The sequence below is a fragment of the Delftia tsuruhatensis NBRC 16741 genome (genome assembly GCF_001571325.1).
GTDB classification, from domain to species: Bacteria; Pseudomonadota; Gammaproteobacteria; order Burkholderiales; family Burkholderiaceae_C; genus Comamonas; species Comamonas tsuruhatensis.
In genome coordinates this window covers 232,207-253,859 of sequence record NZ_BCTO01000007.1, presented here as the reverse complement: position 1 = coordinate 253,859, position 21,653 = coordinate 232,207, and the positions used below count along the sequence as shown (strand labels likewise).

The 21,653-nt window shown below is 69.3% G+C and carries 23 protein-coding genes and 1 pseudogene; 12 read left to right on the top strand and 12 right to left on the bottom strand.

Annotation, left to right across the window (positions count from 1 at the left end; translation table 11 throughout):
* Positions 1–12 precede the first annotated feature (12 nt).
* The 3 genes from DTS01S_RS02520 to DTS01S_RS02510 are packed head-to-tail and all read right to left on the bottom strand — an operon-like array spanning position 13 to position 2,912.
* Complete coding sequence (locus DTS01S_RS02520; RefSeq protein ID WP_016452075.1) at positions 13–465, bottom strand: carboxymuconolactone decarboxylase family protein; 453 nt, start codon at positions 463–465, stop codon at positions 13–15.
* A gap of 16 nt (positions 466–481) precedes the next feature.
* Positions 482–1,870 (bottom strand): lyase family protein, encoded by a 1,389-nt coding sequence (locus DTS01S_RS02515; protein WP_026062583.1) that lies wholly within the window; start codon positions 1,868–1,870, stop codon positions 482–484.
* Between the two features lie 16 nt (positions 1,871–1,886).
* Positions 1,887–2,912 carry a Bug family tripartite tricarboxylate transporter substrate binding protein gene (locus DTS01S_RS02510; RefSeq protein WP_026062582.1) on the bottom strand — a complete coding sequence of 342 codons (1,026 nt, stop codon included), beginning with the start codon at positions 2,910–2,912 and terminating at the stop codon, positions 1,887–1,889.
* 101 nt (positions 2,913–3,013) lie between these two features.
* Here DTS01S_RS02510 and DTS01S_RS02505 point away from each other — a divergent pair, with 101 nt between their 5' ends.
* Together DTS01S_RS02505 and DTS01S_RS02500 are read left to right on the top strand one after the other, a co-directional pair.
* The gene (locus tag DTS01S_RS02505) at positions 3,014–3,907 is read left to right on the top strand and encodes a LysR family transcriptional regulator (protein ID WP_016449855.1); all 894 of its coding nucleotides are present in this window, start codon (positions 3,014–3,016) and stop codon (positions 3,905–3,907) included.
* 111 nt (positions 3,908–4,018) lie between these two features.
* A complete protein-coding gene (locus DTS01S_RS02500; RefSeq protein WP_026062580.1) occupies positions 4,019–4,489 on the top strand; it encodes an FKBP-type peptidyl-prolyl cis-trans isomerase in 471 nt (156 codons plus the stop codon).
* 86 nt (positions 4,490–4,575) lie between these two features.
* Here the strand turns inward: DTS01S_RS02500 and DTS01S_RS02495 are convergent, their stop codons facing one another.
* Together DTS01S_RS02495 and DTS01S_RS02490 are read right to left on the bottom strand one after the other, a co-directional pair.
* Positions 4,576–5,421, bottom strand: a complete 846-nt coding sequence (locus tag DTS01S_RS02495; protein WP_017406178.1) for a class III extradiol dioxygenase family protein — start codon at positions 5,419–5,421, stop codon at positions 4,576–4,578.
* Between the two features lie 47 nt (positions 5,422–5,468).
* Positions 5,469–5,810: a protocatechuate 4,5-dioxygenase subunit alpha gene (locus tag DTS01S_RS02490; RefSeq protein ID WP_016449852.1), complete on the bottom strand. Its 342-nt coding sequence runs from the start codon at positions 5,808–5,810 to the stop codon at positions 5,469–5,471.
* 76 nt (positions 5,811–5,886) lie between these two features.
* On the opposite strand from DTS01S_RS02490, the pseudogene DTS01S_RS02485 reads away from it, so the two are divergent.
* A pseudogene (locus tag DTS01S_RS02485) lies at positions 5,887–6,905 on the top strand (LysR family transcriptional regulator).
* Here the strand turns inward: DTS01S_RS02485 and DTS01S_RS02480 are convergent.
* Positions 6,807–7,688 carry a gamma-glutamyl-gamma-aminobutyrate hydrolase family protein gene (locus DTS01S_RS02480; protein ID WP_012202849.1) on the bottom strand — a complete coding sequence of 294 codons (882 nt, stop codon included), beginning with the start codon at positions 7,686–7,688 and terminating at the stop codon, positions 6,807–6,809. The pseudogene DTS01S_RS02485 and the gene DTS01S_RS02480 sit on opposite strands and share 99 nt — an antisense overlap.
* 371 nt (positions 7,689–8,059) lie before the next feature.
* On the opposite strand from DTS01S_RS02480, the gene DTS01S_RS02475 reads away from it, so the two are divergent.
* Entirely contained in the window at positions 8,060–8,440 is a 381-nt protein-coding gene (locus DTS01S_RS02475; protein WP_016449850.1) for an HPF/RaiA family ribosome-associated protein, read from the top strand.
* A 97-nt stretch (positions 8,441–8,537) separates the two neighbouring features.
* Here the strand turns inward: DTS01S_RS02475 and DTS01S_RS02470 are convergent, their stop codons facing one another.
* A complete protein-coding gene (locus DTS01S_RS02470; protein WP_016452068.1) occupies positions 8,538–9,476 on the bottom strand; it encodes a pirin family protein in 939 nt (312 codons plus the stop codon).
* Between the two features lie 191 nt (positions 9,477–9,667).
* Between DTS01S_RS02470 and DTS01S_RS02465 the strand changes: the two genes are divergently transcribed.
* Complete coding sequence (locus DTS01S_RS02465; protein WP_016449848.1) at positions 9,668–9,964, top strand: hypothetical protein; 297 nt, start codon at positions 9,668–9,670, stop codon at positions 9,962–9,964.
* Between the two features lie 81 nt (positions 9,965–10,045).
* Here the strand turns inward: DTS01S_RS02465 and DTS01S_RS02460 are convergent, their stop codons facing one another.
* Positions 10,046–10,456 (bottom strand): OsmC family protein, encoded by a 411-nt coding sequence (locus DTS01S_RS02460; RefSeq protein ID WP_016449847.1) that lies wholly within the window; start codon positions 10,454–10,456, stop codon positions 10,046–10,048.
* Positions 10,457–10,513: 57 nt separating this feature from the next.
* Complete coding sequence (locus DTS01S_RS02455; RefSeq protein WP_017404645.1) at positions 10,514–11,410, bottom strand: MBL fold metallo-hydrolase; 897 nt, start codon at positions 11,408–11,410, stop codon at positions 10,514–10,516.
* 81 nt (positions 11,411–11,491) lie between these two features.
* On the opposite strand from DTS01S_RS02455, the gene DTS01S_RS02450 reads away from it, so the two are divergent.
* The 4 genes from DTS01S_RS02450 (at position 11,492) to DTS01S_RS02435 (ending at position 14,659) form a co-directional block, all read left to right on the top strand.
* Positions 11,492–11,809 carry an ArsR/SmtB family transcription factor gene (locus DTS01S_RS02450; protein ID WP_017404646.1) on the top strand — a complete coding sequence of 106 codons (318 nt, stop codon included), beginning with the start codon at positions 11,492–11,494 and terminating at the stop codon, positions 11,807–11,809.
* A 25-nt stretch (positions 11,810–11,834) separates the two neighbouring features.
* Positions 11,835–12,365 (top strand): rhodanese family protein, encoded by a 531-nt coding sequence (locus tag DTS01S_RS02445; RefSeq protein WP_017404647.1) that lies wholly within the window; start codon positions 11,835–11,837, stop codon positions 12,363–12,365.
* Positions 12,366–12,465: 100 nt separating this feature from the next.
* Positions 12,466–13,848, top strand: a complete 1,383-nt coding sequence (locus DTS01S_RS02440; protein ID WP_026062188.1) for an aminopeptidase P N-terminal domain-containing protein — start codon at positions 12,466–12,468, stop codon at positions 13,846–13,848.
* Positions 13,841–14,659, top strand: coding sequence for a hypothetical protein (locus tag DTS01S_RS02435; RefSeq protein WP_016449842.1), 819 nt, complete (start codon positions 13,841–13,843; stop codon positions 14,657–14,659). Before DTS01S_RS02440 ends, DTS01S_RS02435 begins: the two co-directional genes overlap by 8 nt.
* 39 nt (positions 14,660–14,698) lie before the next feature.
* Here DTS01S_RS02435 and DTS01S_RS02430 read toward each other — a convergent pair whose 3' ends face one another.
* On the bottom strand, positions 14,699–15,970 hold the full coding sequence (locus tag DTS01S_RS02430; protein ID WP_017404649.1) for a TIGR03118 family protein: 1,272 nt from the start codon (positions 15,968–15,970) through the stop codon (positions 14,699–14,701).
* Between the two features lie 466 nt (positions 15,971–16,436).
* Here DTS01S_RS02430 and pyk point away from each other — a divergent pair, with 466 nt between their 5' ends.
* Complete coding sequence (gene pyk, locus DTS01S_RS02425) at positions 16,437–17,873, top strand: pyruvate kinase (RefSeq protein WP_016449840.1); 1,437 nt, start codon at positions 16,437–16,439, stop codon at positions 17,871–17,873.
* 140 nt (positions 17,874–18,013) lie between these two features.
* Here pyk and DTS01S_RS02420 read toward each other — a convergent pair whose 3' ends face one another.
* The gene (locus tag DTS01S_RS02420) at positions 18,014–18,598 is read right to left on the bottom strand and encodes a phosphatase PAP2 family protein (protein WP_061287291.1); all 585 of its coding nucleotides are present in this window, start codon (positions 18,596–18,598) and stop codon (positions 18,014–18,016) included.
* 12 nt (positions 18,599–18,610) lie between these two features.
* A complete protein-coding gene (locus DTS01S_RS02415) occupies positions 18,611–19,387 on the bottom strand; it encodes a phosphatase PAP2 family protein (RefSeq protein WP_061287289.1) in 777 nt (258 codons plus the stop codon).
* A gap of 93 nt (positions 19,388–19,480) precedes the next feature.
* On the opposite strand from DTS01S_RS02415, the gene DTS01S_RS02410 reads away from it, so the two are divergent.
* Both DTS01S_RS02410 and DTS01S_RS02405 read left to right on the top strand, forming a co-directional pair.
* Complete coding sequence (locus DTS01S_RS02410; RefSeq protein WP_026062623.1) at positions 19,481–20,179, top strand: response regulator transcription factor; 699 nt, start codon at positions 19,481–19,483, stop codon at positions 20,177–20,179.
* A complete protein-coding gene (locus DTS01S_RS02405; RefSeq protein WP_016449836.1) occupies positions 20,176–21,561 on the top strand; it encodes a two-component sensor histidine kinase in 1,386 nt (461 codons plus the stop codon). The genes DTS01S_RS02410 and DTS01S_RS02405 overlap by 4 nt, the downstream gene beginning before the upstream one ends.
* The last annotated feature ends 92 nt before the right edge of the window (positions 21,562–21,653 follow it).

Below are 21,653 nucleotides of genomic sequence, written 5' to 3'. Positions count from 1 at the left end.
GGTCAGGCCGTGTCAGGCCGTGTCTGAGGGTGGATGAAAGCTGGCCGGCGCGGGCGTGCGCCCCAGCTCCTTGAGGATCTTCAGCGTGATGGCCATGCCGGTGTTGCCTGCGGGCACGCCGGCATAGACGGCGGTCTGCAGCAGCACTTCGCGGATGGTGTCCAGGTCCAGCGGCGCGGCCTCGGCATCGGCCGGGTCGGCCAGCAGCCCTGTGCGGATGTGCAGCTCGAACTCTTCCCAGCGGCCCATGGAGGCCGTGATGGCCAGCACCATGATGCGGCGCGTGCGGCGCTCCAGGCCGGGGCGGCTCCAGATGCCGTCCCAGGCATAGGCCGTGATCATGCGCTGGAACTCCACATTCAGTTCGTTGGCGCGCGCCACGGATTGGTCCACCCATTCATCGCCCAGCACGCGGCGGCGGTTGGCAAGGCCGCGCTGCAGGGCGTCGGCGGAAGGTTCGGTCATGGCGGGGGGTCCTGTGTCAGGCATGGGCATGGGCATTGGCGTTGGCGTTGGCGTTGGCGTGGGTCTGCGGCGCTGCCAGCAGCGCCAGGCACGCATCATGCGATGCCTGCACGGCGCGTGCCGGGTCGCAGGCCCGGGCCAGCGCATCTTGCAGCGCTTGCAGGGCTGCTGCGTCCAGCCGGGGCGCGGCCCATTCGGCCAGCAGCAGGCGCAGCTCGCGCCCCTGCTCCAGCGCCTGCGGGGCCAGCAGCTCCACGGCGGCCAGGGCCTCGGGCTTGCCCGTCCAGGGCGCCATGGCGTGCACGCAGGCCTCTGAAAACACCAGTCCGTGCAGGCCCCGCACATGGCCCAGCATGCGCTGCGGAAGCACCTGCAGCGACTGGGCGGCCTGGCGCAATGCGGCGGCGGCGCCATGCACATGGCGCCACAGGTCGGGCCAGTGCGCGACCTCGGCCTGCCACTCGCCCAGCGCGCGTTCATGCGCCTGGGCCATGCAGCCCAGCAGCAGGGCCGCGAGTTGGGGGATGGCCTGGGCCTGTGCCACCGCCTGCATCAGGTGCACGGGATTGCGCTTGTGCGGCATGGCGCTGGAGGTGCTGCCGCGCGGCGCCTCGGCGATCTCGCCCACCTCGTACTGCGCCATCAGCGACCAGTCCCGGGCCAGCTTGGCCAGGCTGCCGCCGCACACAGCCGCCTCCATGGCCAGGCGCATCCAGTCGTCGCGCTGGGTATGCCAGCTGCGGCCGCAAGCCGACAGGCCCAGGCGCCGGGCCAGTGCCTGCTCCACCTCGGCACGGTGGCTTCCCAGCACGGCGCCATTGCCCACGGCGCCGCCCAATTGCACGCACAGCGCAGCGGCGGCAAGCCTTTCAAACTGTTCGATGCTGCGCTGCACGGCGGCAGCCGACTGCGCGCACTTGAATCCGAAGCTGGTGATCTGCGCGGGCTGCAGCAGGCTGCGCGCCAGCATGGGCGTGGCCGCGTGCGTGCGGGCCAGGGCCTGCAGTGCGGACTGCAGCGCGTCCAGCTCGGCCAGCAGCGCCTGCAGGGCCTGCTGCGTGAGCAGGGCCTGCGCCGTGTCCACGGCGTCCTGCGTGGTCGCACCCCAGTGCAGCCAGGGCAGGCCTTCCGGGGCGTGGGCCTGCAGCCACTGCTGCAGCGGCCGCACCACGGCCAGGCCCAGCGCGCCGCTGGCGCGTGCCTGCTCCACCACGCCTTCGCACGTGAGCGGCGCCTGCGCGCAGGCGCGCGCAATGGCCTCGGCGGCCGGGCGCGGCACCAGGCCGCAGTCGGCCTGGGCCTGGGCCAGCGCGCTCTCGAAGCGCAGTAGCGCGTCCAGCCAGCGCGCGTCTGCAAACCAGTGGCCGCTGTCGGCCGGGCCCAGATAGTCCTTCACCAATGACATGCTGTCCTTGCCGGTCTCAGGCCGTGGCGCCCGAGGCCTTGATCACGGCCGCCCACTTGGCGCTCTCCACCTGTATGCGGGCCGCGTACTGCGCGCCATCGCCCAGCAGCGGCACGGCGCCCTCGATGCCCAGGCGCGACTGGAAGGAATCGGCAGACGCCACCTTGAGGATGTCGCGCCCCAGCGCGCGCACCGTCTCGGCAGGCGTGCCCTTGGGCGCGAGGATGCCGTAGGTCAGCGAGCTTTCGAAGTCGGCCAGCGCACGCACGCCGGACTCGGCCACCGTGGGCACGTCGGGCAGCTGGGGCTGGCGTTTGGCGCCGGTCACGGCCAGGGCGCGCAGCTTGCCGGCCTTCACCAGGGCCATGGCCGCGGGAATCACGCCAAAGCTGAAGTCCACATTGCCGCCCACCAGGTCGGTCAGCGATGGGGCCGTGCCCTTGTACGGCACATGGATGGCCTTGGCGCCCAGCGCGTGGGCAAACATCTCGCCCGTCAGGTGGCCGCCCGTGCCCGAGCCGCTGGAGGCGTAGTTCATCTCGCCGCTGCGCTTGCGCATCTGCTCGGCCAGGTCGGCCACGCTGCGCACGGGCGAGGAAGCCGGCACCACCAGCAGCAGGGCCGACGATGCGAACATGGCCACCGGCTGCAGATCGGTGGCCGCATTGAACTTGAGGCCCGGATACAGCGAGGGATTGATGGACACCGTGCCCGTATGGCCCAGCAGCCAGGTGCCGCCGTCGCCGGCCGCACGCACCACGGCTTCCGTGCCCAGGTTGCCGCCCGCGCCGGCCTTGTTCTCCACGATCATCCCGTAGCCGAAGGACTCGTTGAGGCCATGCGCCATCTGCCGCGCAAATACATCGTTGCCGCCGCCCGGCGCAAACGGCACCACCAGGCGGCTGCCGCGCTTTTGGGCCCAGGCCGGCAGCGCACAGGCGGCCAGCGCGGCGGCGGCGGCGGACAGCCACATCCGGCGCGGCAAAGAGGTCTGAGAGGCTTGAGCGGTTTGAGAGGTTTGAGCGGTGGGCCGGGAATCCATGCGTCTGTCTCCTGGAAATAGTCGTTGTCACGCAGTGTGGTGCAGCGCAGCCTGGGAAAACAGCAGTTGCATCTGCGTTGTGATTCAAGAAAATGTGTGAAATGGACGTGAGATACATACACAATTTCTTGAGAGTGGTGGACACCGGCTCCATGTCCGAAGCTGCTCGCCAGCTGGATCTGAGCCCCTCGGCCATTGCCCAGCAGATGCGCGTGCTGGAGGGCGAGCTGGGTGCGCCGCTGCTGGTGCGCCATGGCCGCAGCGTGCGCGCCACCGAGGCGGGCGAGCGGCTGTTCGAGCGCGGCCGCCAGCTGCTGCAGGACTTCGAGGGCCTGCGCGAATGGGTGGCCTCGGATACAGACGGCGGCGAGCTGCGGCTGGGCACCGTGAACACGGCGCTGCACGGCTTTGTGCCCGCCGTGATGCGGGCCTTCGTGGCGCGCCACGCCGAGGTGCGCATCAGCGTGCGCGCCGGCCTCACGCCCGAGCTGTACACGGCCCTGGTCCAGTCCGAGCTGGACGTGCTGATCTGCCTGCAACCCTCGTTCGACCTGCCCAAGACCGTGTGCTGGGCCGAGCTGCGCCAGGAGCCATTGGTCGTGCTGTGCCGCGCCCGGGATGCGCAGCAGGACCCGCTGGCCCTGCTGCGCACCCGGCCCCTGGTGCGCTACGACCGCTCCCTGGCCGGTGGCCGGCTGGCCGACCGCTATCTGCGCTCCCAGGGCATTGCGCCGCTGGAGCGCATGGAGCTGAACTCGGTGCTGGCGGTGGCCATGATGGTGGACCAGGGGCTGGGCGTGGGCCTGGTGCCCGACATCGGCCCCGTGCTCTCCCAGGGCCGCGACGTGCGGGTGCTGGCGCTGCCCGATCAGGCCGGCGGCGAAGGCCCCCGGCCTGCCGATGCGCGCAAGGTCGGCCTGCTGTGGCTGAACACCTCGGCCCGCGCGCGCTGGGCGCGCAGCCTGCTCGAATGCGCGCGCGAGTGCCTGGGCTGAGGCTGGGCAGCCGGTGAACCCCCGGTCCCGACGCTGGAATGCCCCAGGTCGCCGACAATGGCGGCTTTGCGCGGCGCGCCTTTTGCGCTGCGGTTTTCCAAGGCCTTTGCCATGAACATCACCAAAGACACCGCCGTCACCATCAACTACAAGATCACCGACAAGCTGGGCAAGCTGCTCGACAAGGGCGATGTGGCCTATCTGCATGGCGGCTACGACAACATCTTCGCCAAGGTGGAAGCCGCCCTGGACGGCAAGACCGTGGGCGACACGCTGACCGTGGACCTGGCCGTGGAAGACGCCTTCGGCGCGCGCGACGAGAGCCTGACCCGCACCATCCCCAAGGGCGAGTTCCCGCCCGGCGTGAAGGTGGGCGGCCAGCTGCGCGGCACGGATGACCAGGGCCAGCCTCAGATCTACCACGTGGTCAAGATCAAGGGCCCCGTGGTGCTGCTCGACGGCAACCACCCGCTGGCCGGCATGGCGCTGCACTTTGCCTGCAAGGTCACCGAAGTGCGCGCGGCCAAGCCCGAGGAAATCGAGCACCGCCACGTGCACGGCGGCCACGGCCACCACCATTGAGAGGCAGGGCCGGGATACACCCGGTCCGCACGGCCCCGCAATGCACAAAGGCCGCCTGGCATGCCCGGCGGCCTTTGTGTTTCCGACTAGACCGCCTCCAGCGCCAGCAGCGCCGTGGCGGTGTTGGAGATCGGTATGTGGTAGTTGCCGTGCACGCGGCGCACGCCGGGCGCAGCCGCGGACAGGGCGCCGCGCATGGCCAGCCACATCAGCAGTTCCACGCCCTGGGTGCCGGTCTTTTCCACGAGTTCATGCACGCTGAACTGCGTGGCCCATTCGGGATTGGTGGCCATGCTTTCAAGGAACTGCAGGTCGAAGGCCTTGTTGATGAAGCCCGCGCGCTCGCCATCGAGCTGGTGCGACAGGCCTCCTGAGGCAATGACGGCCACGCGCTGGTCGCTGTTCCAGCGCGCAATCGCCCGGCCCACGGCCTGGCCCAGCGCATAGCAGCGGCGCGCCGAGGGCAGCGGGAACTGCACGGTGTTGATGCACACGGGCACGACGGCCACAGGGCAGTCGCCCTCGGGCCAGAACAGCTTGAGCGGCAGCGTGCAGGCGTGGTCCACCAGCATCTCCTGGCAGCTGACCACATCGAAGTCCTCGCCCACCAGGGACTCGATCAGGTGCCATGACAGCTCCGCGTGGCCGCGCAGCGGTGCCAGCGTGGGAATGCCCCAGCCTTCGTCGGCGTTGCAGTAGCGCTCGGCCGCGCCCACGGCGAAGGTGGGCATCTTGTCGAGGAAGAAGTTCAGGCCGTGGTCGTTGTAGAACACCACCACCACTTCGGGGCGCTGGGCGGCCAGCCATTCGCGGATGGGCGGGAAGCCGTCGAAGAAGGGCTTCCAGTACGGCTCGTTCTGCAGGCCCTTGTGGATGGCGTTGCCGATGGCGGGAATGTGCGAGGTGCCGAGGCCGCCGATGAGATGTGCCATGGTGGGTGTCTCCTGTACTGTGTCTTGCGTGTGGTCTGCGGCGGGGCTCAGGCGTGCGAGCGCAGCAGGGCCTGGAACTCGGCCTTGGTCATGCCGGTCTGCTGGGCGCCTATGTCCTGCATGTCCAGGTGGAAGATGCCGGCCAGCTTGGCCAGGTAGTAGGCGTTGCCGCCGGCCGCGATCATCTGCAGCACGTTGCGCGCGCGCACGGCCTCGGCCTGCTCCTGGTTCAGCCCGTAGCTGCGCATATAGGCCTCTTCGTCGGCCAGGAAGGCCTGGCGGTTGGCCAGCTCGTTGAAGGAAAAGCACATGCTGTTGAGCGCATAGCCCTTGCGGGCCTGCCTGCCGTCGAACAGGGTGGTGCCGGGAATCTGCGGCTGATCGGCCATGTTTTGTCTCCGGTATTTGCGTTGGATCAGCGGCAGTGTCCGGCCCGCGTTGCCAAAGATAAAGCGGCGGCCAATCATGGAATGCATGAGACAAATCGATGGATCGCAGCTCGATGGCAGGCTGCTGCAACTGCTGCTGGCCGTGCTGGAGACCGGCAGCGTCACGGCGGCGGCGCAGCGCCTGGGCGTGACGCAATCGGCCGTCAGCCATCTGCTGGACAAGCTGCGCGCCATCACGGGCGACCGATTGTTCGTGCGGCAGGGGCGGGGCATTGCGCCCACGGCCCATGCACTGGCGCTGCAGGGCCCTGCGCGCGAGCTGCTGCGGCAGATGCAGCAGTTCGGCCAGGGGCCCAGCTTTGACCCCGCGCACTGGCGTGCCGAGATCACCATTGCCGCCAACGACCTGCAGCGCGAGCTGCTGCTGCCCGCACTGGCCCGGCGCCTGCGCTCAGCCGCGCCCCGGACGGTGCTGCGCGTGATCGACAGCGGCGCGCCCGATGCCGAACTGCTGCGCTCGGACGCCTGCCTGCTGGCCATCAGCCCGCGCCCGCCCGATGCCACGGACATCGTGCAAAAGCGCCTGTTCAGCGATGAGTACGCCGTCTTCTATGACAGCGCCGTGCGACAGCCGCCGGCCAGCCTGGCCGACTATCTGCAGGCCGACCACGCCACCGTGGCCTATGCCGACCGCCAGGCGCTGGACCTGGACCTGCAACTGCAGGCGCGCGGGCTGGAGCGCCGCTTTGCCGTGCGCGTGCCGGGCTTTGCGGCGCTGGCCGCCTTTGTGCGCGGCACGCCGCTGCTGGCGACGGCGCCATCGCTGCTGGGCCGCACGGCCCTGTCATCGCTGGCCAGCGTTGCGGTGCCCGTGGACTGCCCGCCGCTGCCCATGTTCATGTCTGGCACGCGCGCCACCAGGCCGATCCCGCCCATGCGTGGCTGCGCGGGCAGTTGCAGCAGGTGGTGGCGCAGGCGCTTGGCGGCGCCGGGCCGTCAATGCCTGCGAAGCAAGGCGCGGCGCAGCAGGCGCGCGGCGCGGTTGCGGATCTGGAAGGGGCTGTGGCTCACGGCCGGGCTCACGCGGGCGCGTGAGCAGGCGGCCAGGAAGTCGCGCAGCAGCACGCTGTCATCCAGCGTGCTGGTGTCCGGGTTGCGGAACTGGAATTCGGGGTGCCACTGCGTGGCCGCGATATAGCTCTTGAGCGTGCCGGGCTTGCGGAAGATGGCCTCGGGAATGCGGTCGGGCAGGCTCCAGGCCTCCACATCGAACTCTGGCGCCACGTCCTTGATGCCCTGGTGGTGGATGCTGTTGACGCGTGCGCGGTCCAGCGTGGGGTACAGCGCCTCCAGCCGGCTGCCGGGCACGATGGCGATGTCGTGGTAGTGGCGGTCGTACTCGGTGGGATTGCGGTGCAGCTGCGAGCCGGGCACCTGGGTCTCGATGTCCTGGTAGAGCGTTCCGCCGAAGGCTACGTTGATCAGCTGCAGACCGCGGCAGACGCCGAAGATGGGCTTGCCGGCCTGGGAAAACGCCTCGACCACGGCCAGGTCGTAGAGATCGCGCACGCGGTCGCCCAGCCATTCGGGGCGCATGGGTTCCTCGCCATAGCTGCCGGGCCAGACGTCGGCGCCGCCATGCATGACCACGCCATCCAGCCACTCGGCATAGTGCTCCAGCGTCACATCGCCGCGCGCGGTCTCGCCTGTGGGGCAGGGCACCATCACCACCATGGCGCCGGCCGACATGATCCAGTGCGCTATCGATTGCTCCACGTACTGCAGCGTCTTGCCCGTGAAAAGCGGACGCTGCGGGTCCGCATGGGAGAAACAGGCCGAAAGGCCGATCTTGAGGCGGCGTGAGGCAAGTGGGCTCATGGGGTGGGGGGCAAGGGGAAAGTCCTGATGGTCACGTTGTAAGCCCAATCGTGCCTGCGACCTGTAGGAAGGGGTTGAACGCCCGCGACCGGCGCAGGGCCATCACCGCAAATAGGTGTAGGTGAATGCAAGAGTTGTCTTGAGGCATCTCAAGCTTCTTCAGCGCGCTGAACCCGGCGTCGCCCCTCTGGGTGTAGCCTGTAGGCAGGGTGGGGACTGCGGATGCTGCAGTGCGAAAAACCTGACGACGCAGGGTGCGACTTGCTGTGCAGGCAGCCCGCATGGCGTTACGATGGTTTCGCCAGTTCATCAATGGCCCCGACAACCCCGCCGCGCCGGTGGTGCGGCTTTTGGCGACTAGGAGGATATGCATGCAAGTTCAGGTTCATGCCGACGATTCGATCCAGGGTGGCGAGTCCTTGGCGCAATGGGCGCAGGAAGAAATCAACGCCAAGCTGGCGAGATTGAAGGACTATGTGGTGCGCGTGGAGGTGTTCCTCACGGGTGTCGATGCGCTCAAGACCTCGGGGGCTCCCGGCAAGCGCTGCGTTCTGGAGACCCGGGCCAATGGACGCCCGCCGATCGCCGTGAACGCCGAGGCCGAGAAGGTCAAGGACGCCTTCAACGCCGCCATCGATAAGCTGAAGCGGGCGGTGGAAACCGATCTGGGCAAGCTCAAGGACAAGCATGGCCGCGAGAGCGTGCGCGGCGTGGAAGATGGCACCGAGGTGGATGCGGCCAGCCCGGCCTGACCCTCGAAACTCCCGCAACATCAACGGCAAGGCGCCCCTTTCGGGGCGCCTTTTTGCTGGGGCGGCGATCGCCGCGAAGGCTGCGGTACGGCGCGTTTCAGCGCGAGGCGCGCAGCACCACGCCGTCCAGCGAAGGCGCATGCAGCGGCGCCAGGGGCGAAGCCAGCGGCGGTCCGAAGCGGCGCGCCGCAGTGGCGGGCTGCCGGGTCTCGGCCTCCCACTGCGCGCGGGCCTCGGCGATTTCCTCTCCCGTGCGCGCCACGAAGTTCCACCACAGCAAGATGGCTTCATCCATGGGCTCGCCGCCAATGACCAGCAGGCGGCTGCCGGGCGCCGCTTCGATGGCGACCGAGGGCGTGCCCAGGGGCAGGTAGAGCAATTCCTCCACCGGCAGCGGCTGGCCGTTCACGCGCACGTCACCTTCCAGGCTGAGCACGGCATGCTCGAAATCGGCGCGCAGCGGCAACGTGGCGACGGCATTGGCGCTGCGTGCGCTGTCCGCATGCAGGTCCACGCTCATCAGGGGCGTGTGCACCTCGGCGGGCGACGTCAGGCCCAGCGCCTCGCCGGCCAGCACCGTGGCCGTGAAGTCCCCCACCGTGGTCCTGGGCAGCTCGGGGTAGTGCTGGAAGCGGGGCGGACCGTTGCGGTGCGATTCGGGCAGCGCAATCCACAGCTGGGCGGCGTGGATGTGCGAGGGCGTCTGGCTTTCCTCGGAATGGGCGATGCCGTGGCCTGCCGTCATCAGATTGACCTGTCCGGGCCGGATGATCTGGGTGTTGCCCAGGCTGTCGCGGTGCAGCACTTCGCCGCGGATCATCCAGGTGAAGGTCTGCAGGCCGATATGGGGATGCGGGCCGACCTGCATGCCGGGCGGCGCGGGATCGGCGGGGCCGGCGTGGTCGAGAAAGCACCAGGCACCGACCTTGCGCAGGGCGCGCTGCGGAATGGCGCGCTGGATGGGAATGCCGCCCACGTCGGCGGTGCGGGTGGGAAGGTGCTGGGGCTGGGAGTTGGGTGGGGACGTGTCGGACATGGGCGGATCGGCCTGGTTCGTGGGGGAGGCCACCAGTGTCGTGCAGCTCGGCGCAGCAGGCAAACCAGGATCGCAGATATTGGGCCTGTTCGCTGACAGCGCATTCTCAGGAACATTGTTTACATTCGAGGAACGGCCCGGCGCCCGTCCTTTTGGCGGGCGCCGGCCTCACTCTTACAGGAGAAAACGCCATGAATACATCCGTACAGACGCACGCCGAAGCCGCTGAAGAGGCGGTCCAGAGCGCCGTGGAAGTCCAGCGATTCCCCGAGAAATTCGAAGCCACGGTCACCGGCAATGTGCAGCACCGGGTAGGCGATGGCCAACTGGAAGACATTCCGCGTGGCACCCGTGTGCAGGTGGCCACGGCCATCGGAAGCTATGTGCTGTCCTGGACCCAGGAGGATCAGCCGATCACCGTGTCGCTGGCCAAGCGGGAGTTCGAACTCTATGTCGATACGGGGGAGATCGAGGTCAGCGAAGCCTGACGCCGGCCATGTCCCCGTCCACTCCGAAGGCCCTGCGGCATACCTGCCGCAGGGCCTTTTGCATGGTGGCCAGTCCTTCGCTCAGGCGGGCAGCTGCAGCGCGGTCTGGATGTGCACTTCGCCGGCCAGCAGCTTGTGCACGGGGCAGGCCTCGGCCACCTGCAGCAGGCGCTGGCGCTGTTCGTCGTCCAGGTCGCCTTGCAGGGTAATCTGGCGTTCGATCAGGTTGCCGCTGGCCGGCGTGCCTTCGGGGTTCAGGCGCAATTGCACATCCACCTGCTCCAGCTTCCACTGCTTGCGCGCCGCATACATCTGCAGCGTGACCGTGGTGCAGGCGCCCAGGGCCGACAGCAGCAGCTGCAGGGGGTTGGGCGCCGTGTCGCCGCCGCCCTTGTCCGCGGGCTCGTCCACGTGCCAGCGGTGTCCTTGGGGGTCTGCGAGCGTGACGCGATAGGGGGTGTCCGTGCTGGTGGCATGGGCGCTGTGGATCATGGAAGGTCCTTTGTCCTGGGGGTGTCGCAAGAGGGGTGGGGGAGCCAACGGACGACTCTACGCCTGCTTCGCGTCCGCTGCCTGGGGCCGATGCTTCATGCGCAGCGGAATTTTGAGGTAGTGCACGCCGTTGGCCTCGGCCTCGGGCCAATGGCCTGCGTGCATGTTGACCTGGATGGCGGGCAGCAGCAGGGCGGGCGCCGACAGCGTGGCGTCGCGCCGGTTGCGCATGGCCACGAAGCTGGCCTCGTCCACGCCCGCGTGCACATGCACGTTGCCGGCACGTTGGTCGGCAACGGTGGTTTCCCAGGCGTGGCGGTCGCGGCCCGGCGCCTTGTAGTCATGGCACATGAACAGGCGTGTTGCGGGCGGCAGGGCCAGCAGGCGCTGGATGGAGCGGAACAGCGTGCGCGCATCGCCGCCCGGAAAGTCGGCGCGCGCCGTGCCGTAGTCGGGCATGAACAGCGTATCGCCCACGAAGACCGCATCCTCGATGCGGTAGGACACGCAGGCGGGCGTATGGCCGGGCGTGTGCAGCACCTCGATGCGCAGCCCGCCCAGGGGCAGGCTGTCGCCGTCTGCCAGCAGTCGGTCGAAAGGCGGCTCCCCGGCGGGCGCGGGCAGGTTGAAGACGGGGCGGAAGATGCGCTGCACCTCGCGGATGTGCTCGCCCACGGCGATCGGGGCGCCCGTGCGCTCGCGCAGGTACGGGGCCGCGCTGAGGTGGTCGGCATGCGCATGGGTTTCCAGGATCCAGCGCAGGCGCAGGCCCTGGGCCTGCGCGGCGGCCAGCACGGCATCGGCCGAGCCGGTGTGGGCCTGGCCGCTGGCATGGTCGTAGTCGAGCACGGGGTCGATGGCGGCGGCCTCGCCCGTGTTCGCATCCCAGACCAGGTAGGTCACGGTATGGGTGGCTTCGTCGAAGAATGGCGCGATGCGCAGCGGCGAGGTCATGAAAGCACTCCTTTGTCGATGGCTCCAGTGCAGCCTGCCGGCAAGTATATTAGAATTTGCTAAATTAGATTTTTCTTAATCATGAACCAACCCATCCTCTCCTCCGAACAGGCTTTCCTGCAGCAGGGTGCGGCGCGCGCCGCCGCCCTGCTGCGCGCCGTGGGCAACGAGAGGCGCCTGCTGGTGCTGTGCCTGCTGATCGAGCATGGCGAGCTGTCGGTGGGCGGGCTGCTGGAGCGCATCCCGCTGAGCCAGTCGGCCCTGTCCCAGCATCTGGCGCGCATGCGCGAGGAGGGCCTGGTCGCCTACCGCCGCGAGTCGCAGACCCTGTACTACCGCATCGCCGATCCCGATGCGCAAAAGCTGGTGGCGGCACTCAAGAGCATCTTCTGTCCCTGAAAACCCCCACCCCAGGAGTCGTCCCATGTCCCTTCCCCTCATCTCGGCCCAGGCCGCCCGCCAGTTGCAGGCGCAAGGCGCCTGGCTCATCGACATCCGCGCGCCCGACGAACATGCGCGCGAACGCATGGCAGGCGCCCGCAGCATGCCCATGGAGCGCCTGGGCGCCCAGGCCTGGGGCGATGCGCCGGCCGCCGTGGTCTTTCACTGCCGTTCCGGCAACCGCACGCGGCTCAACGCCCAGGCCCTGGCGGCTGCCTTGCCGCCCGGCTGTGCCGGCCATGTGCTCGACGGCGGCCTGGACGCCTGGAAGGCCGAAGGCCTGCCCGTGCTGCACGACAGCCGCCAGCCGCTGGAGCTGCAGCGCCAGGTGCAACTGGGTGCGGGCGGGCTGGCACTGCTGGGCGCCGTGCTCGGTGCCACGGTTTCACCGTGGTGGCACCTGCTCTCGGCCTTCGTGGGCTGCGGTCTGATCGTGGCTGGTGCCACCGGCTTTTGCGGACTGGCGCGCATGCTGATGAAGGCGCCCTGGAATCGGCGCGCCCTGGGGCAGTGACGGTGTCTGCGCTGAAGTCCACCTGACGCCGGCCGACTGCCCCCCTCCTTCCCCTGTTCCGGGGACTGTGGAGAACCCCGGACGGCAGTACGATAGCTGCATGACATCTGTTTATGCCCAACGCCGCGCACGCTTGGCCGCCCAGTTGGGCGCCGGCGGCATCGCCATCATTCCCACCGCTCCCGAGCGCCAGCGCAACCGGGACACCGGCTATCTGTACCGCCACGACAGCTATTTCTATTACCTGACCGGCTTTGCCGAGCCCAATGCCTGCCTGGTACTGGCCGCCGATGGCTCCAGCGTGCTGTTTTGCCAGCCCAAGGACCTGGAGCGCGAAATCTGGGACGGCATCCGCCTGGGCCCCGAGGCTGCCGTGGCCACGCTGGGCGTGAGCCAGGCGTTCTCCAGCTCCGAGATCGATACGCGCCTGCCCCGCCTGCTGGAGAACCGGGGCCGCCTCTGGTATCCGTTCGCCACGCACGAAGGGCTGGCCGTGCGCGTGGAAGGCTGGCTGGGCCAGGTGCGCGCACGGGTGCGCTTTGGCGCGCTGTGCCCGTCCGAGCAGGGCGACCTGTGCACGCTGCTGGACGAGATGCGCCTGGTCAAGGACGCCCACGAGCAGGACATCATGCGCCGCGCCGCCGCCATCAGCGCCCAGGCCCATATCCGCGCCATGCAGCGCTCGGCGCGCATGCTGCGCGCAGGCCAGGAAGTGCGTGAATACCACCTGGATGCCGAGCTGCTGCATGAATTCCGCCAGCAGGGCTCGCAGTACGTGGCCTACGGCTCCATCGTGGCCGCCGGCGCCAATGCCTGCGTGCTGCACTACCAGGCCGACAAGGCCCCCGTGCGCGCGGGCGAACTGGTGCTCATCGACGCCGGCTGCGAGCTCGACGGCTACGCCAGCGACATCACGCGCACCTTCCCCGCCGATGGCCGCTTCACCGGCCCGCAGCGCGCGCTCTACGAGCTGGTGCTGGAAAGCCAGAAGGCTGCCGTGGCGGCCACGCGGGCCGGCGCGCGCTTCAACGATCCGCACGACGCCACCGTGGCCGTGCTGGCGCAGGGCATGCTGGATCTGGGCCTGCTGGACAAAAAGGTCTATGGCAATGCCCAGGACGTGATCGAGCAGCGCGCCTTCTTCCAGTTCTACATGCACCGCACCGGCCACTGGCTGGGCATGGACGTGCATGACTGCGGCAGCTATGTGGAGCCTTCGGAGCTGGGCCAGTCGCACGAGCGCAAGGACCCGCTGTCGGGCGAGACCATCACCAACCGCCCCAGCCGCATCCTGCGTCCGGGAATGTGCACCACCATCGAGCCGGGCATCTACGTGCGCCCTGCGGCCGGCGTGCCCGAGCAGTTCCACAACATCGGCATCCGCATCGAGGACGATGCCATCGTCACCGAGACCGGCTGCGAGCTGATCACGCGCGGCGTGCCCGTGGAGCCCGACGAGATAGAAGCCTTGATGCGTGACTGACAACGCCAGCCTGCCCACCACCGGCCCCGTGTCCACTCTCATGCCCGCGCCATCGGCCTATGCCGCACCCGCACTGCCCCGGCTGAGCTGGCGCATCTTCACGGTGCTCTGGCTGCTGGGGCTGCCCGGCGTGGCGGCCATGGCCTGGTTCGTGCTGCCCGACTGGATGCGCATGCTGGGCCTGCCCGTGGAGCCGCTGGTCACGCCGCTCACCGGCATCGGCGTGATGGCCGCGCTGCTGGCCCTGCCCGTGGGCGTGGGCGTGTGGCTGGGGCCGCGGCTGGGCCTGTCCGCACCGCTGCTGACCACCTGGGTGGCCGGGCGTTCGCCCCAGCGCGCCGTGCGCTACCTCACGCTGCCGGGGCTGGCCGGCGGCGTGGTCGGCGCGGCCTGGCTGGTGACCCTGGCCCTGGCCTGGCCCGACGACCTGACCCTGATCGACCCCGTCTACGCCATGCCGCTGGGCGCCAAGATGCTGTACGCGGGCATCACGGCCGAGCTGGTGATGCGGCTGGGCGGCATGACGCTGGTGATGTGGCTGCTGTGGCGGCTGAGCGGGCGCACAGACCGCCGCCCGGGATGGACGCTGGGCTGGTGGTCCGTCATGCTGTCGGCCCTGCTGTGGGGCATGCTGCAGCTGGCCCTGGCCTGGAGCACCTGGGGCGGCCTGTCGGACGCGCTGGTGCTGCAGTTGCTGCTGTTTGAGGTCGTCCACGGCGCCGTGGGCGGCTTCCTGTTCTGGCGCTATGGCCTGGAGGCGGCCATGGTGGCCCATGCCATCACCTACCTGCTCTCGCACGGGCTGGTGTGAGGCCTGGCGTCTGCGCAATGACACCGCCAGGATGAAGCGTCACAGAAGCCTCAGCGAGCCGAACAGGCCCTCGGTTTCGTCCTCGGGGCCGGCGGCGAAGTAGAGCGCGTCGCTGTCGCCCAGGGCCACGCCGTTGCCGAACTGCAGGGCCCACAGGCCGGGGATGGCCACGGGGCGGTGCTGCGCGTCGCGCAGATCGTCCACATAGCGGCCCGTGGACAGGTCGAAGGCACAGATGCGGCCTGCTCCCCCGAAGTTGCCGACCAGCAGGTGCCCCGCCAGTGCGCCAAAGCCGTCAGGAGCGATGGCCACGCCCCAGGGCGCATTCAGGCGTCCATCGTCCTCATACATGCGCAGCAGGCGGCCGTCGAGGTCGAACTCGGCCAGCCTGCCGCGCGCAGGCTGGTTGCCGCTGGCCGCTTCTGCGGCTGCGTCCAGCGCATCCTCCTCGCCGGCATGGAACGCCAGGGGATCGTCCGGATCGGGCTGGCTGATCGCATAGAGCACGAACACGCGGTCGCGGCGGCCGTCGTTGACGACCTGGATGTTGAAGGGCACCGGATCACCGGGCCGGGCCTCGCCTGCCGCGCCTGATGCGAACGGGTTGGCGAAGCCCTGGGTGGGCACCAGTTGCCACTGCGCGTCCAGCGTGCGGATCTGGGGCCGTGCGCCGAAGTCGGCCACCCACACGCGGTCCCATCGGCCCGTGTGGATGGCGGCCCCGAAGAAAGCCATGCCCTGGTCGGCGCCATTGAACATTTCCACCGCAGGGCCATCCACCCGGACGATGGCGCCCGTCTGCGCATCGCGCTCCGTCCAGGCGCTGACGCTGCCGCTGTCGGTCACGAAGACGAAGCGGGCCGAGCCCTCGAGCAGGCGTCCGGCGGCAGGCTGCTGCCGGACCCGCAGCAGCTGCGAGTCCAGGGGCGCACCGTTGTAGACCACGCCGGTGACTTTGCCGGCACTGTCATCGCCGGTCAGGGCATCGGAGCGCGGAACGGCCACTTCGCGCAGGCCGTCCTGGTGCAGGGCGCGCATCCCGGGATCGGCCGAGCGAGCCACGTCACCGATGAACTGCCAGGACGTGCCCCCGCCGCCAATCCAGAAATGGCCTCCCGCGCCGGCCGGGCGGATGGCGATGCCCCAGCCGTTGACGAAGCCGGGCTGCGTGAAGCGCGCGCCGTAGCGCGCATGGCTGGCGAGCAGGGGAGTCTGGACATAGCGGTTGGCGGCAACATCGCCACCCGCGCCGCAGGCGGTCAGCGCCGGGGAGGCCAGGGTGGTCAGAACAAAGCGTCTGCGGTCAAGCATGGTGGATTTCCTGGTGGCATGGCAAAGCTGTGGATGGACTGGCTGAGCATGCGAAACCAAGGGGAACCGTATGTTCTGGCTGCGGCCTGCGGGCCGGGTGGACCACAGGAATATGAAGGCGATGCTAGGAAGCAGGGGCGGGCCGCGTCAATGTGGACCAGTCTGATTCTGTGGTGTCCTGCGGCGCGGTGAGCATTGCGAACGCGGCGGGCAAAACTGCTTTCACAGGAGGCCGGCATGGCACAGCGCCTTTGCCGGGAATGCTGCCGTGCAGCATCAAAAGCAATAGCGGCAAAGGCAGTGCACCGCAGTGTTCGGCGATGGCAACGGCATCCGGCCGCCCCCTTGCGCAGGCTCAGGATGCGGGGTCTTCAGGCCCGCACCGCATGCCGGAATGTTGCCTTCATGTAACCGCATTCGTGTGAGAATTGAAACCCGATTACAAACCCTGAGCGAGAGACATTCCATGCAAGTGAGCCGTGCCACCAAGATCGTCGCCACCCTGGGCCCCGCTTCCAGCGACCCGCAACTGCTGGAACAGATGGTGCGCGAAGGCGTCAACGTGGTGCGCCTGAATTTCAGCCACGGCAAGGCGCAGGACCACATCGACCGCGCCACCATGGTGCGCGAGGCGGCCCAGCGCGCAGGCCGCGAGGTGGCCATCATGGCCGACCTGCAGGGCCCCAAGATCCGCGTCGGCAAGTTCGCCGAAGGCAAGGTCATGCTGGAGCCCGGCGCGCGCTTCGTGCTCGACGCGTCGCGCACCGAGCCCGGCGACATCAACGGCGTGGGCCTGGACTACAAGGAACTGCCGCGCGACGTGAAGCCCGGCGACGTGCTGCTGCTCAACGACGGCCTGATCGTGCTCACCGTGGACCATGTGCGTGGCGACGAGGTGCACACCACCGTCAAGCTCGGCGGCGAACTGTCCAACAACAAGGGCATCAACAAGCAGGGCGGCGGCCTGACGGCCCCGGCGCTGACGGCCAAGGACATGGAGGACATCAAGACCGCCATGAGCTTCCAGGCCGACTACGTGGCCGTGAGCTTTCCCAAGAACGCCACCGACATGGAGATGGCGCGCCAGCTGTGCAACGTGGCTGCGGCCCAGTACGGCCACAAGCCCGGCCTGATCGCCAAGATCGAGCGCGCCGAGGCCATTCCGCGCCTGGAAGAGATCCTGCATGTCTCCGACGGCATCATGGTGGCGCGCGGCGACCTGGCCGTGGAAGTGGGCAACGCGGCCGTGCCCGCGCTGCAAAAGAAGATGATCCGCATGGCGCGCGACATGGACAAGTTCGTGATCACCGCCACGCAGATGATGGAGAGCATGATCACCAACCCCGTGCCCACGCGCGCCGAGGTCAGCGACGTGGCCAACGCCGTGCTGGACGGCACGGACGCCGTCATGCTCAGCGCCGAGACCGCCGCCGGCAGGTACCCGCTGGAGACCGTGCAGGAAATGGCCAAGATCTGCGCCGCCGCGGAAGCGGCCGAAGACCCGGACAGCGATGCCGAGTTCACCGGCCGCCAGTTCTCGCGCATCGACCAGTCGATCGCCATCGGCGCGCTGTTCACGGCCCACCACCTGGGCGCCAAGGCCATCGTCGCCATGACGGACAGCGGCTCCACCGCGCTGTGGATGAGCCGCCACCGCATCCACATCCCCATCTACGCGCTCACGCCCAAGATCTCCACGCAGCGCAAGATGGCCATGTACCGCAACGTGCGCCCCCTGCTCATGGACACCAGCGCCGACCGCGACACCGCGCTGGACCAGGCCGAAGGCCATCTGCGCGCGCGCAACATCGTGCAAAGCGGCGATGTCTACGCCATCACCTGCGGCGAGCCCATGGGCCAGCCCGGCGGCACGAACATGCTGAAGATATGTCGTGTGAACTAACCCCCTGAGGCGCTTCGCGCCTTCCCCCTCTCGCTACGCGGGGGGGGACGACACCCTCGCGGCGGGGCGGCCCTTGCTCGGTGTCCCTCGTTCTGGGGTGCGCCAGTTTTATGTGCGGTGCGCTATGCCTTCGCCATGGTCTATCGGGGCCTGCCTGAGTGGGTTCGTGCGTTGTAGGGCAGCAGGTTGGGCATGACGGCAAGGCGGCGCCACAGCGCAGCATGCCAGACCAGGGTGGCGCTGCAGATGCCCACGATGGCACCGCCGACCACATCGGACGGGAAGTGCACGCCCAGGTGCACGCGGCTCCAGGCCATGCCCAGGGCCAGCGACCAGGCTGACACCATGACCCAGCGGCGGTGGCGCGTGCAGCCCAGGGTCAGCGCCTGGGCCAGGGCAAAGGCGCCCGTGGCGTGCATGCTCGGAAAGCTGGACCGCAGCGCGTGTTCCACCCATTGCACGCCCATGCCCAGCTGGGCAGGACGCGGCGCCGGGAAGCTCCAGCGGATCAGCCGTGCCACGGCCCAGGCGGCCAGCATGGACAGCAGGGCCAGCACCAGGGTGCGGCGCAGGGCGGGCGAGCCGCGCAGCAACCCGACCATCACGGGAACGGCGCACAGCGAGGGAAGCCAGGACGAGATGGCGCGCGCCGCCTCGATCGAGATGGCGGGCGTTTGCGCGTTGGCGTTCAGCAGCGTGAACAGGGCGGGGTCCAGGGGCAGCATGGCAACGCTTGATCAGGGAGTGGAAGGCGGAAGGCTGGCGGCGGGCCACAGGGAGTCAGGCGCGCTGCCCCGGGTGCGCAGCGCACGCGTGACCGCCAGGTCGAAGAGCCAGCCCGCCGTCCAGCACAGCCAGCCGGTCCACAGCGTGTGGCTCATGAAATGGGCGCCGCGCATCTGCTGGGCCAGGCCCATCGACAGGCCTGCGGCCAGCGAGACGGCCAGCCAGATCCAGGCTGCGCGCGGTGCATGGCGGCGCAGCGCGAAATAGCCGGCCAGAAAGGCGAAGCCTGCCGAGGCGTGGCCTGCGGGAAAGCAGCGGCCCGGCCCGCCGTCGGCCAGGCCCAGCGACCAGTGCGAGACATGGCGCGCCACGCCGCCGAACTCGGCCAGGTCCCAGGGGCAGCTGGTCGCGCTGGTGTACTTGAGCAGCGAGATCAGGGCCAGCGACAGCAAGATGCCCGCCACCAGCTGCACGCGCCGCCCGTGAGGCAGCAGGCGCAGCGGGCCGATGGGCCGCCAGACGCACAGCGTCAGGCCCAGCACCACCAGCCAGGCCAGGCGGCGTGCGCCTTCGTGGGCGATGTTCACGAAGAACCAGTCCGAACGCAGCGCAAAGCCATCGGCGTCGCCGAACCAGCGGGCCATGGCCAGGTCCAGGGCGCCGGCATCCCAGGCCAGGACCACGGCCAGGGCCGCCAGGGTCCACAGCAGGGTGCTTTTGAAGGAGGGGCCCTGCGCGGGGGCGGCGGAGAAATCTCGGGGGTCGGGTGTCGGCATGGCCGGCAGCATGAGAAGCGCGGCTTAAACCCGTCTTAACGCATGCCCCGGCGTGCGGCCATCGTCTGGCGCCGCAGCCGGCAGCGGCCATTGCACAATGCGCGCATGCGAATACTGGTCGTCGAAGACAACGCGGGCATTGCCGCAGGCCTGCAGGCCAATCTGCAACAGCGCCGCTATGCGGTCGACGTCTGCTCCACCGTGGCCGATGCCTGGCATGCGCTGGAGATGGAGCGCTTCGACGCCGTGCTGCTGGACCTGGGCCTGCCCGACGGCGATGGCAGCGAAATCCTGCGCCGCCTGCGGAGCCCGCGCCGCCCGGGTGGCGACAGCCACGCCCTGCCGGACCCCAACACGCCCGTGCTCATCCTCACCGCGCGCGACCAGGTGCGCGAGCGCATCGCCGGGCTGGACCTGGGTGCCGATGACTACCTGGTCAAGCCCTTCGACATCGACGAGCTGGAGGCGCGGCTGCGCGCCATGCTGCGCCGCGCAGGAGGCCAGGCGGCACCCGTGATCCGCCATGGCGAGCTGGAAGTCGATCCGGCCGCGCGCACCGTGCGCCGCGACGGAAAGCTGGTGGAGATGTCGCCGCGCGAGTTCTCCGTGCTTTGGGTGCTGCTGCAGGCGCGCGGGCGCGTGCTCTCGCGCCAGCAGATCGAGGAACATCTCTACAGCTGGGGCACGGCCGTGGAAAGCAATGCCGTCGAGGTCCACATCCACCACCTGCGCAAGAAGCTGGGCAATGCCAGCATCGTCACCATGCGCGGCGTGGGCTACTTTCTTCCTGCGGAGAACCCATGAGCACCGCGCAGCAGCGCCGCCCCTCGCTGATCTGGCATCTGATGGCCTGGATGCTGGGCGCGCTGGTCGTGGTCTGGGCCAGCTTCGTGGCACTGGGCTACCAGACCGGCGTGCACGAGGCAGACGAGCTGACCGACGGCCACCTGGCCGGCGTCGCTGCGCTGGTGCTCAACCTGGAAGTCGCAGGCGCCGTAGGCCAGGGAGCAGCCACGCCCGTGCATGAGCCCCCCGGCCTCATGGCCCACGACTACCAGCAGTCGCTGAGCGTGGCCCTGTGGGATGGCGCGGGGCGGCTGATCTCGCGCACGGGCGATGCGCCCGAGCCCGCCTTCGACACCGAGCAGGGCTTTGCCACCCTGCGCCTGGGTCCCGAGCATCGGGCCTGGCGCAGCTTCACCCAATGGAGCCGCGACCATGCACGCAAGGTCAGCGTGATGATCGAGCTGCAGGAGCGCGACGAACTGGCCGACGACATCGCGGGCCAGATGATCGAGCCGGGCCTGTGGCTTTTGCCTGTGGTCGCGCTGGCGCTGGGGCTGGCCATTCGACGCGGCATGCGGCCGCTCAACGAACTCTCGCGCGAGGTCGAGCGCCTGGACCTGGCCCAGGCCGAGCGCGTCTCGCACCGCCACGCGCTTCGGGAATTCATGCCCGTGGTGAACTCCATCAACACCTTGCTGGACCGCCAGCAGGAGGCGCTGGAGCGAGAGCGCAGCCTGGCCAACGAAGTGGCCCATGAACTGCGCACGCCGCTGGCCTCCATCGCCTTGCAGGCGCGTGCCCTGGGCGATGCGCCGGCCGGCGCCATGGATGCCCCGGCCCAGCGCGCCGCGCTGGCGCGCATAGGCCAGGACGCGCTGCACGCCGGCCATGTGCTCAGCCAGCTGCTGGCACTGGCGCGCGCAGGACGCGCCATGCTGGCCGACCCGCCCGTGCCCGTGGACCTGGCCGCGCTGGCCCGTCAGGTGGTGGCCGCCCATGCGCAGGCGGCCTGGCAGCGCGGCTGCAGCCTGTCCGTGCAGGCGCCTGAGGCACTGGGCGTGATGGGCAATGCCGTGCTGCTGGAGCTGGCGCTGCGCAACCTGGTGGAAAACGCCCTCAAGCACACGCCGCACGGCACGCAGATCGAGGTGCAGGCCGGGCAGGGGCCGGATGGCGAGGTCTGGCTGCAGGTCTGCGATGACGGCCGCCGTAGCGACGGCCGCCGTGACGGCGCAGAGCGCGCGGCAGCGCCCGTGGACAGCCTGCACCTGGGCCACGAGATCGTGGCGCGCGTGCTGCGCGCCCACCAGGGAAGCTTTGGCGAGGCCGCGCCGCCCGAAGGCTTCACGACCTGCTACCGCATGGGAATGCCCGGGACAGGGTTGGCGGCAGCTGGTTAAAATCGCCAGTTACCAAGCGGTTACTGCCGCGATCCCCCGGCCGCAGCCCCGCAGCGAACCCATGACGCAGCGGCGGCCGCCATGCGGCAGGG

What these genes read in the sequence shown, in the direction of transcription:
- DTS01S_RS02405 (WP_016449836.1), top strand. Translation starts at nt 20,176, where the DNA reads ATGAGCACCGCGCAGCAGCGCCGCCCCTCGCTGATCTGGCATCTGATG.
- DTS01S_RS02480 (WP_012202849.1), bottom strand. Translation starts at nt 7,688, where the DNA reads ATGAGCCCACTTGCCTCACGCCGCCTCAAGATCGGCCTTTCGGCCTGT.
- DTS01S_RS02475 (WP_016449850.1), top strand. Translation starts at nt 8,060, where the DNA reads ATGCAAGTTCAGGTTCATGCCGACGATTCGATCCAGGGTGGCGAGTCC.
- DTS01S_RS02415 (WP_061287289.1), bottom strand. Translation starts at nt 19,387, where the DNA reads ATGCTGCCGGCCATGCCGACACCCGACCCCCGAGATTTCTCCGCCGCC.
- pyk (WP_016449840.1), top strand. Translation starts at nt 16,437, where the DNA reads ATGCAAGTGAGCCGTGCCACCAAGATCGTCGCCACCCTGGGCCCCGCT.
- DTS01S_RS02500 (WP_026062580.1), top strand. Translation starts at nt 4,019, where the DNA reads ATGAACATCACCAAAGACACCGCCGTCACCATCAACTACAAGATCACC.
- DTS01S_RS02455 (WP_017404645.1), bottom strand. Translation starts at nt 11,410, where the DNA reads ATGACCTCGCCGCTGCGCATCGCGCCATTCTTCGACGAAGCCACCCAT.
- DTS01S_RS02430 (WP_017404649.1), bottom strand. Translation starts at nt 15,970, where the DNA reads ATGCTTGACCGCAGACGCTTTGTTCTGACCACCCTGGCCTCCCCGGCG.
- DTS01S_RS02420 (WP_061287291.1), bottom strand. Translation starts at nt 18,598, where the DNA reads ATGCTGCCCCTGGACCCCGCCCTGTTCACGCTGCTGAACGCCAACGCG.
- DTS01S_RS02495 (WP_017406178.1), bottom strand. Translation starts at nt 5,421, where the DNA reads ATGGCACATCTCATCGGCGGCCTCGGCACCTCGCACATTCCCGCCATC.
- DTS01S_RS02440 (WP_026062188.1), top strand. Translation starts at nt 12,466, where the DNA reads ATGACATCTGTTTATGCCCAACGCCGCGCACGCTTGGCCGCCCAGTTG.
- DTS01S_RS02465 (WP_016449848.1), top strand. Translation starts at nt 9,668, where the DNA reads ATGAATACATCCGTACAGACGCACGCCGAAGCCGCTGAAGAGGCGGTC.
- DTS01S_RS02470 (WP_016452068.1), bottom strand. Translation starts at nt 9,476, where the DNA reads ATGTCCGACACGTCCCCACCCAACTCCCAGCCCCAGCACCTTCCCACC.
- DTS01S_RS02520 (WP_016452075.1), bottom strand. Translation starts at nt 465, where the DNA reads ATGACCGAACCTTCCGCCGACGCCCTGCAGCGCGGCCTTGCCAACCGC.
- DTS01S_RS02445 (WP_017404647.1), top strand. Translation starts at nt 11,835, where the DNA reads ATGTCCCTTCCCCTCATCTCGGCCCAGGCCGCCCGCCAGTTGCAGGCG.
- DTS01S_RS02450 (WP_017404646.1), top strand. Translation starts at nt 11,492, where the DNA reads ATGAACCAACCCATCCTCTCCTCCGAACAGGCTTTCCTGCAGCAGGGT.
- DTS01S_RS02510 (WP_026062582.1), bottom strand. Translation starts at nt 2,912, where the DNA reads ATGGATTCCCGGCCCACCGCTCAAACCTCTCAAACCGCTCAAGCCTCT.
- DTS01S_RS02515 (WP_026062583.1), bottom strand. Translation starts at nt 1,870, where the DNA reads ATGTCATTGGTGAAGGACTATCTGGGCCCGGCCGACAGCGGCCACTGG.
- DTS01S_RS02490 (WP_016449852.1), bottom strand. Translation starts at nt 5,810, where the DNA reads ATGGCCGATCAGCCGCAGATTCCCGGCACCACCCTGTTCGACGGCAGG.
- DTS01S_RS02460 (WP_016449847.1), bottom strand. Translation starts at nt 10,456, where the DNA reads ATGATCCACAGCGCCCATGCCACCAGCACGGACACCCCCTATCGCGTC.
- DTS01S_RS02505 (WP_016449855.1), top strand. Translation starts at nt 3,014, where the DNA reads ATGGACGTGAGATACATACACAATTTCTTGAGAGTGGTGGACACCGGC.
- DTS01S_RS02410 (WP_026062623.1), top strand. Translation starts at nt 19,481, where the DNA reads ATGCGAATACTGGTCGTCGAAGACAACGCGGGCATTGCCGCAGGCCTG.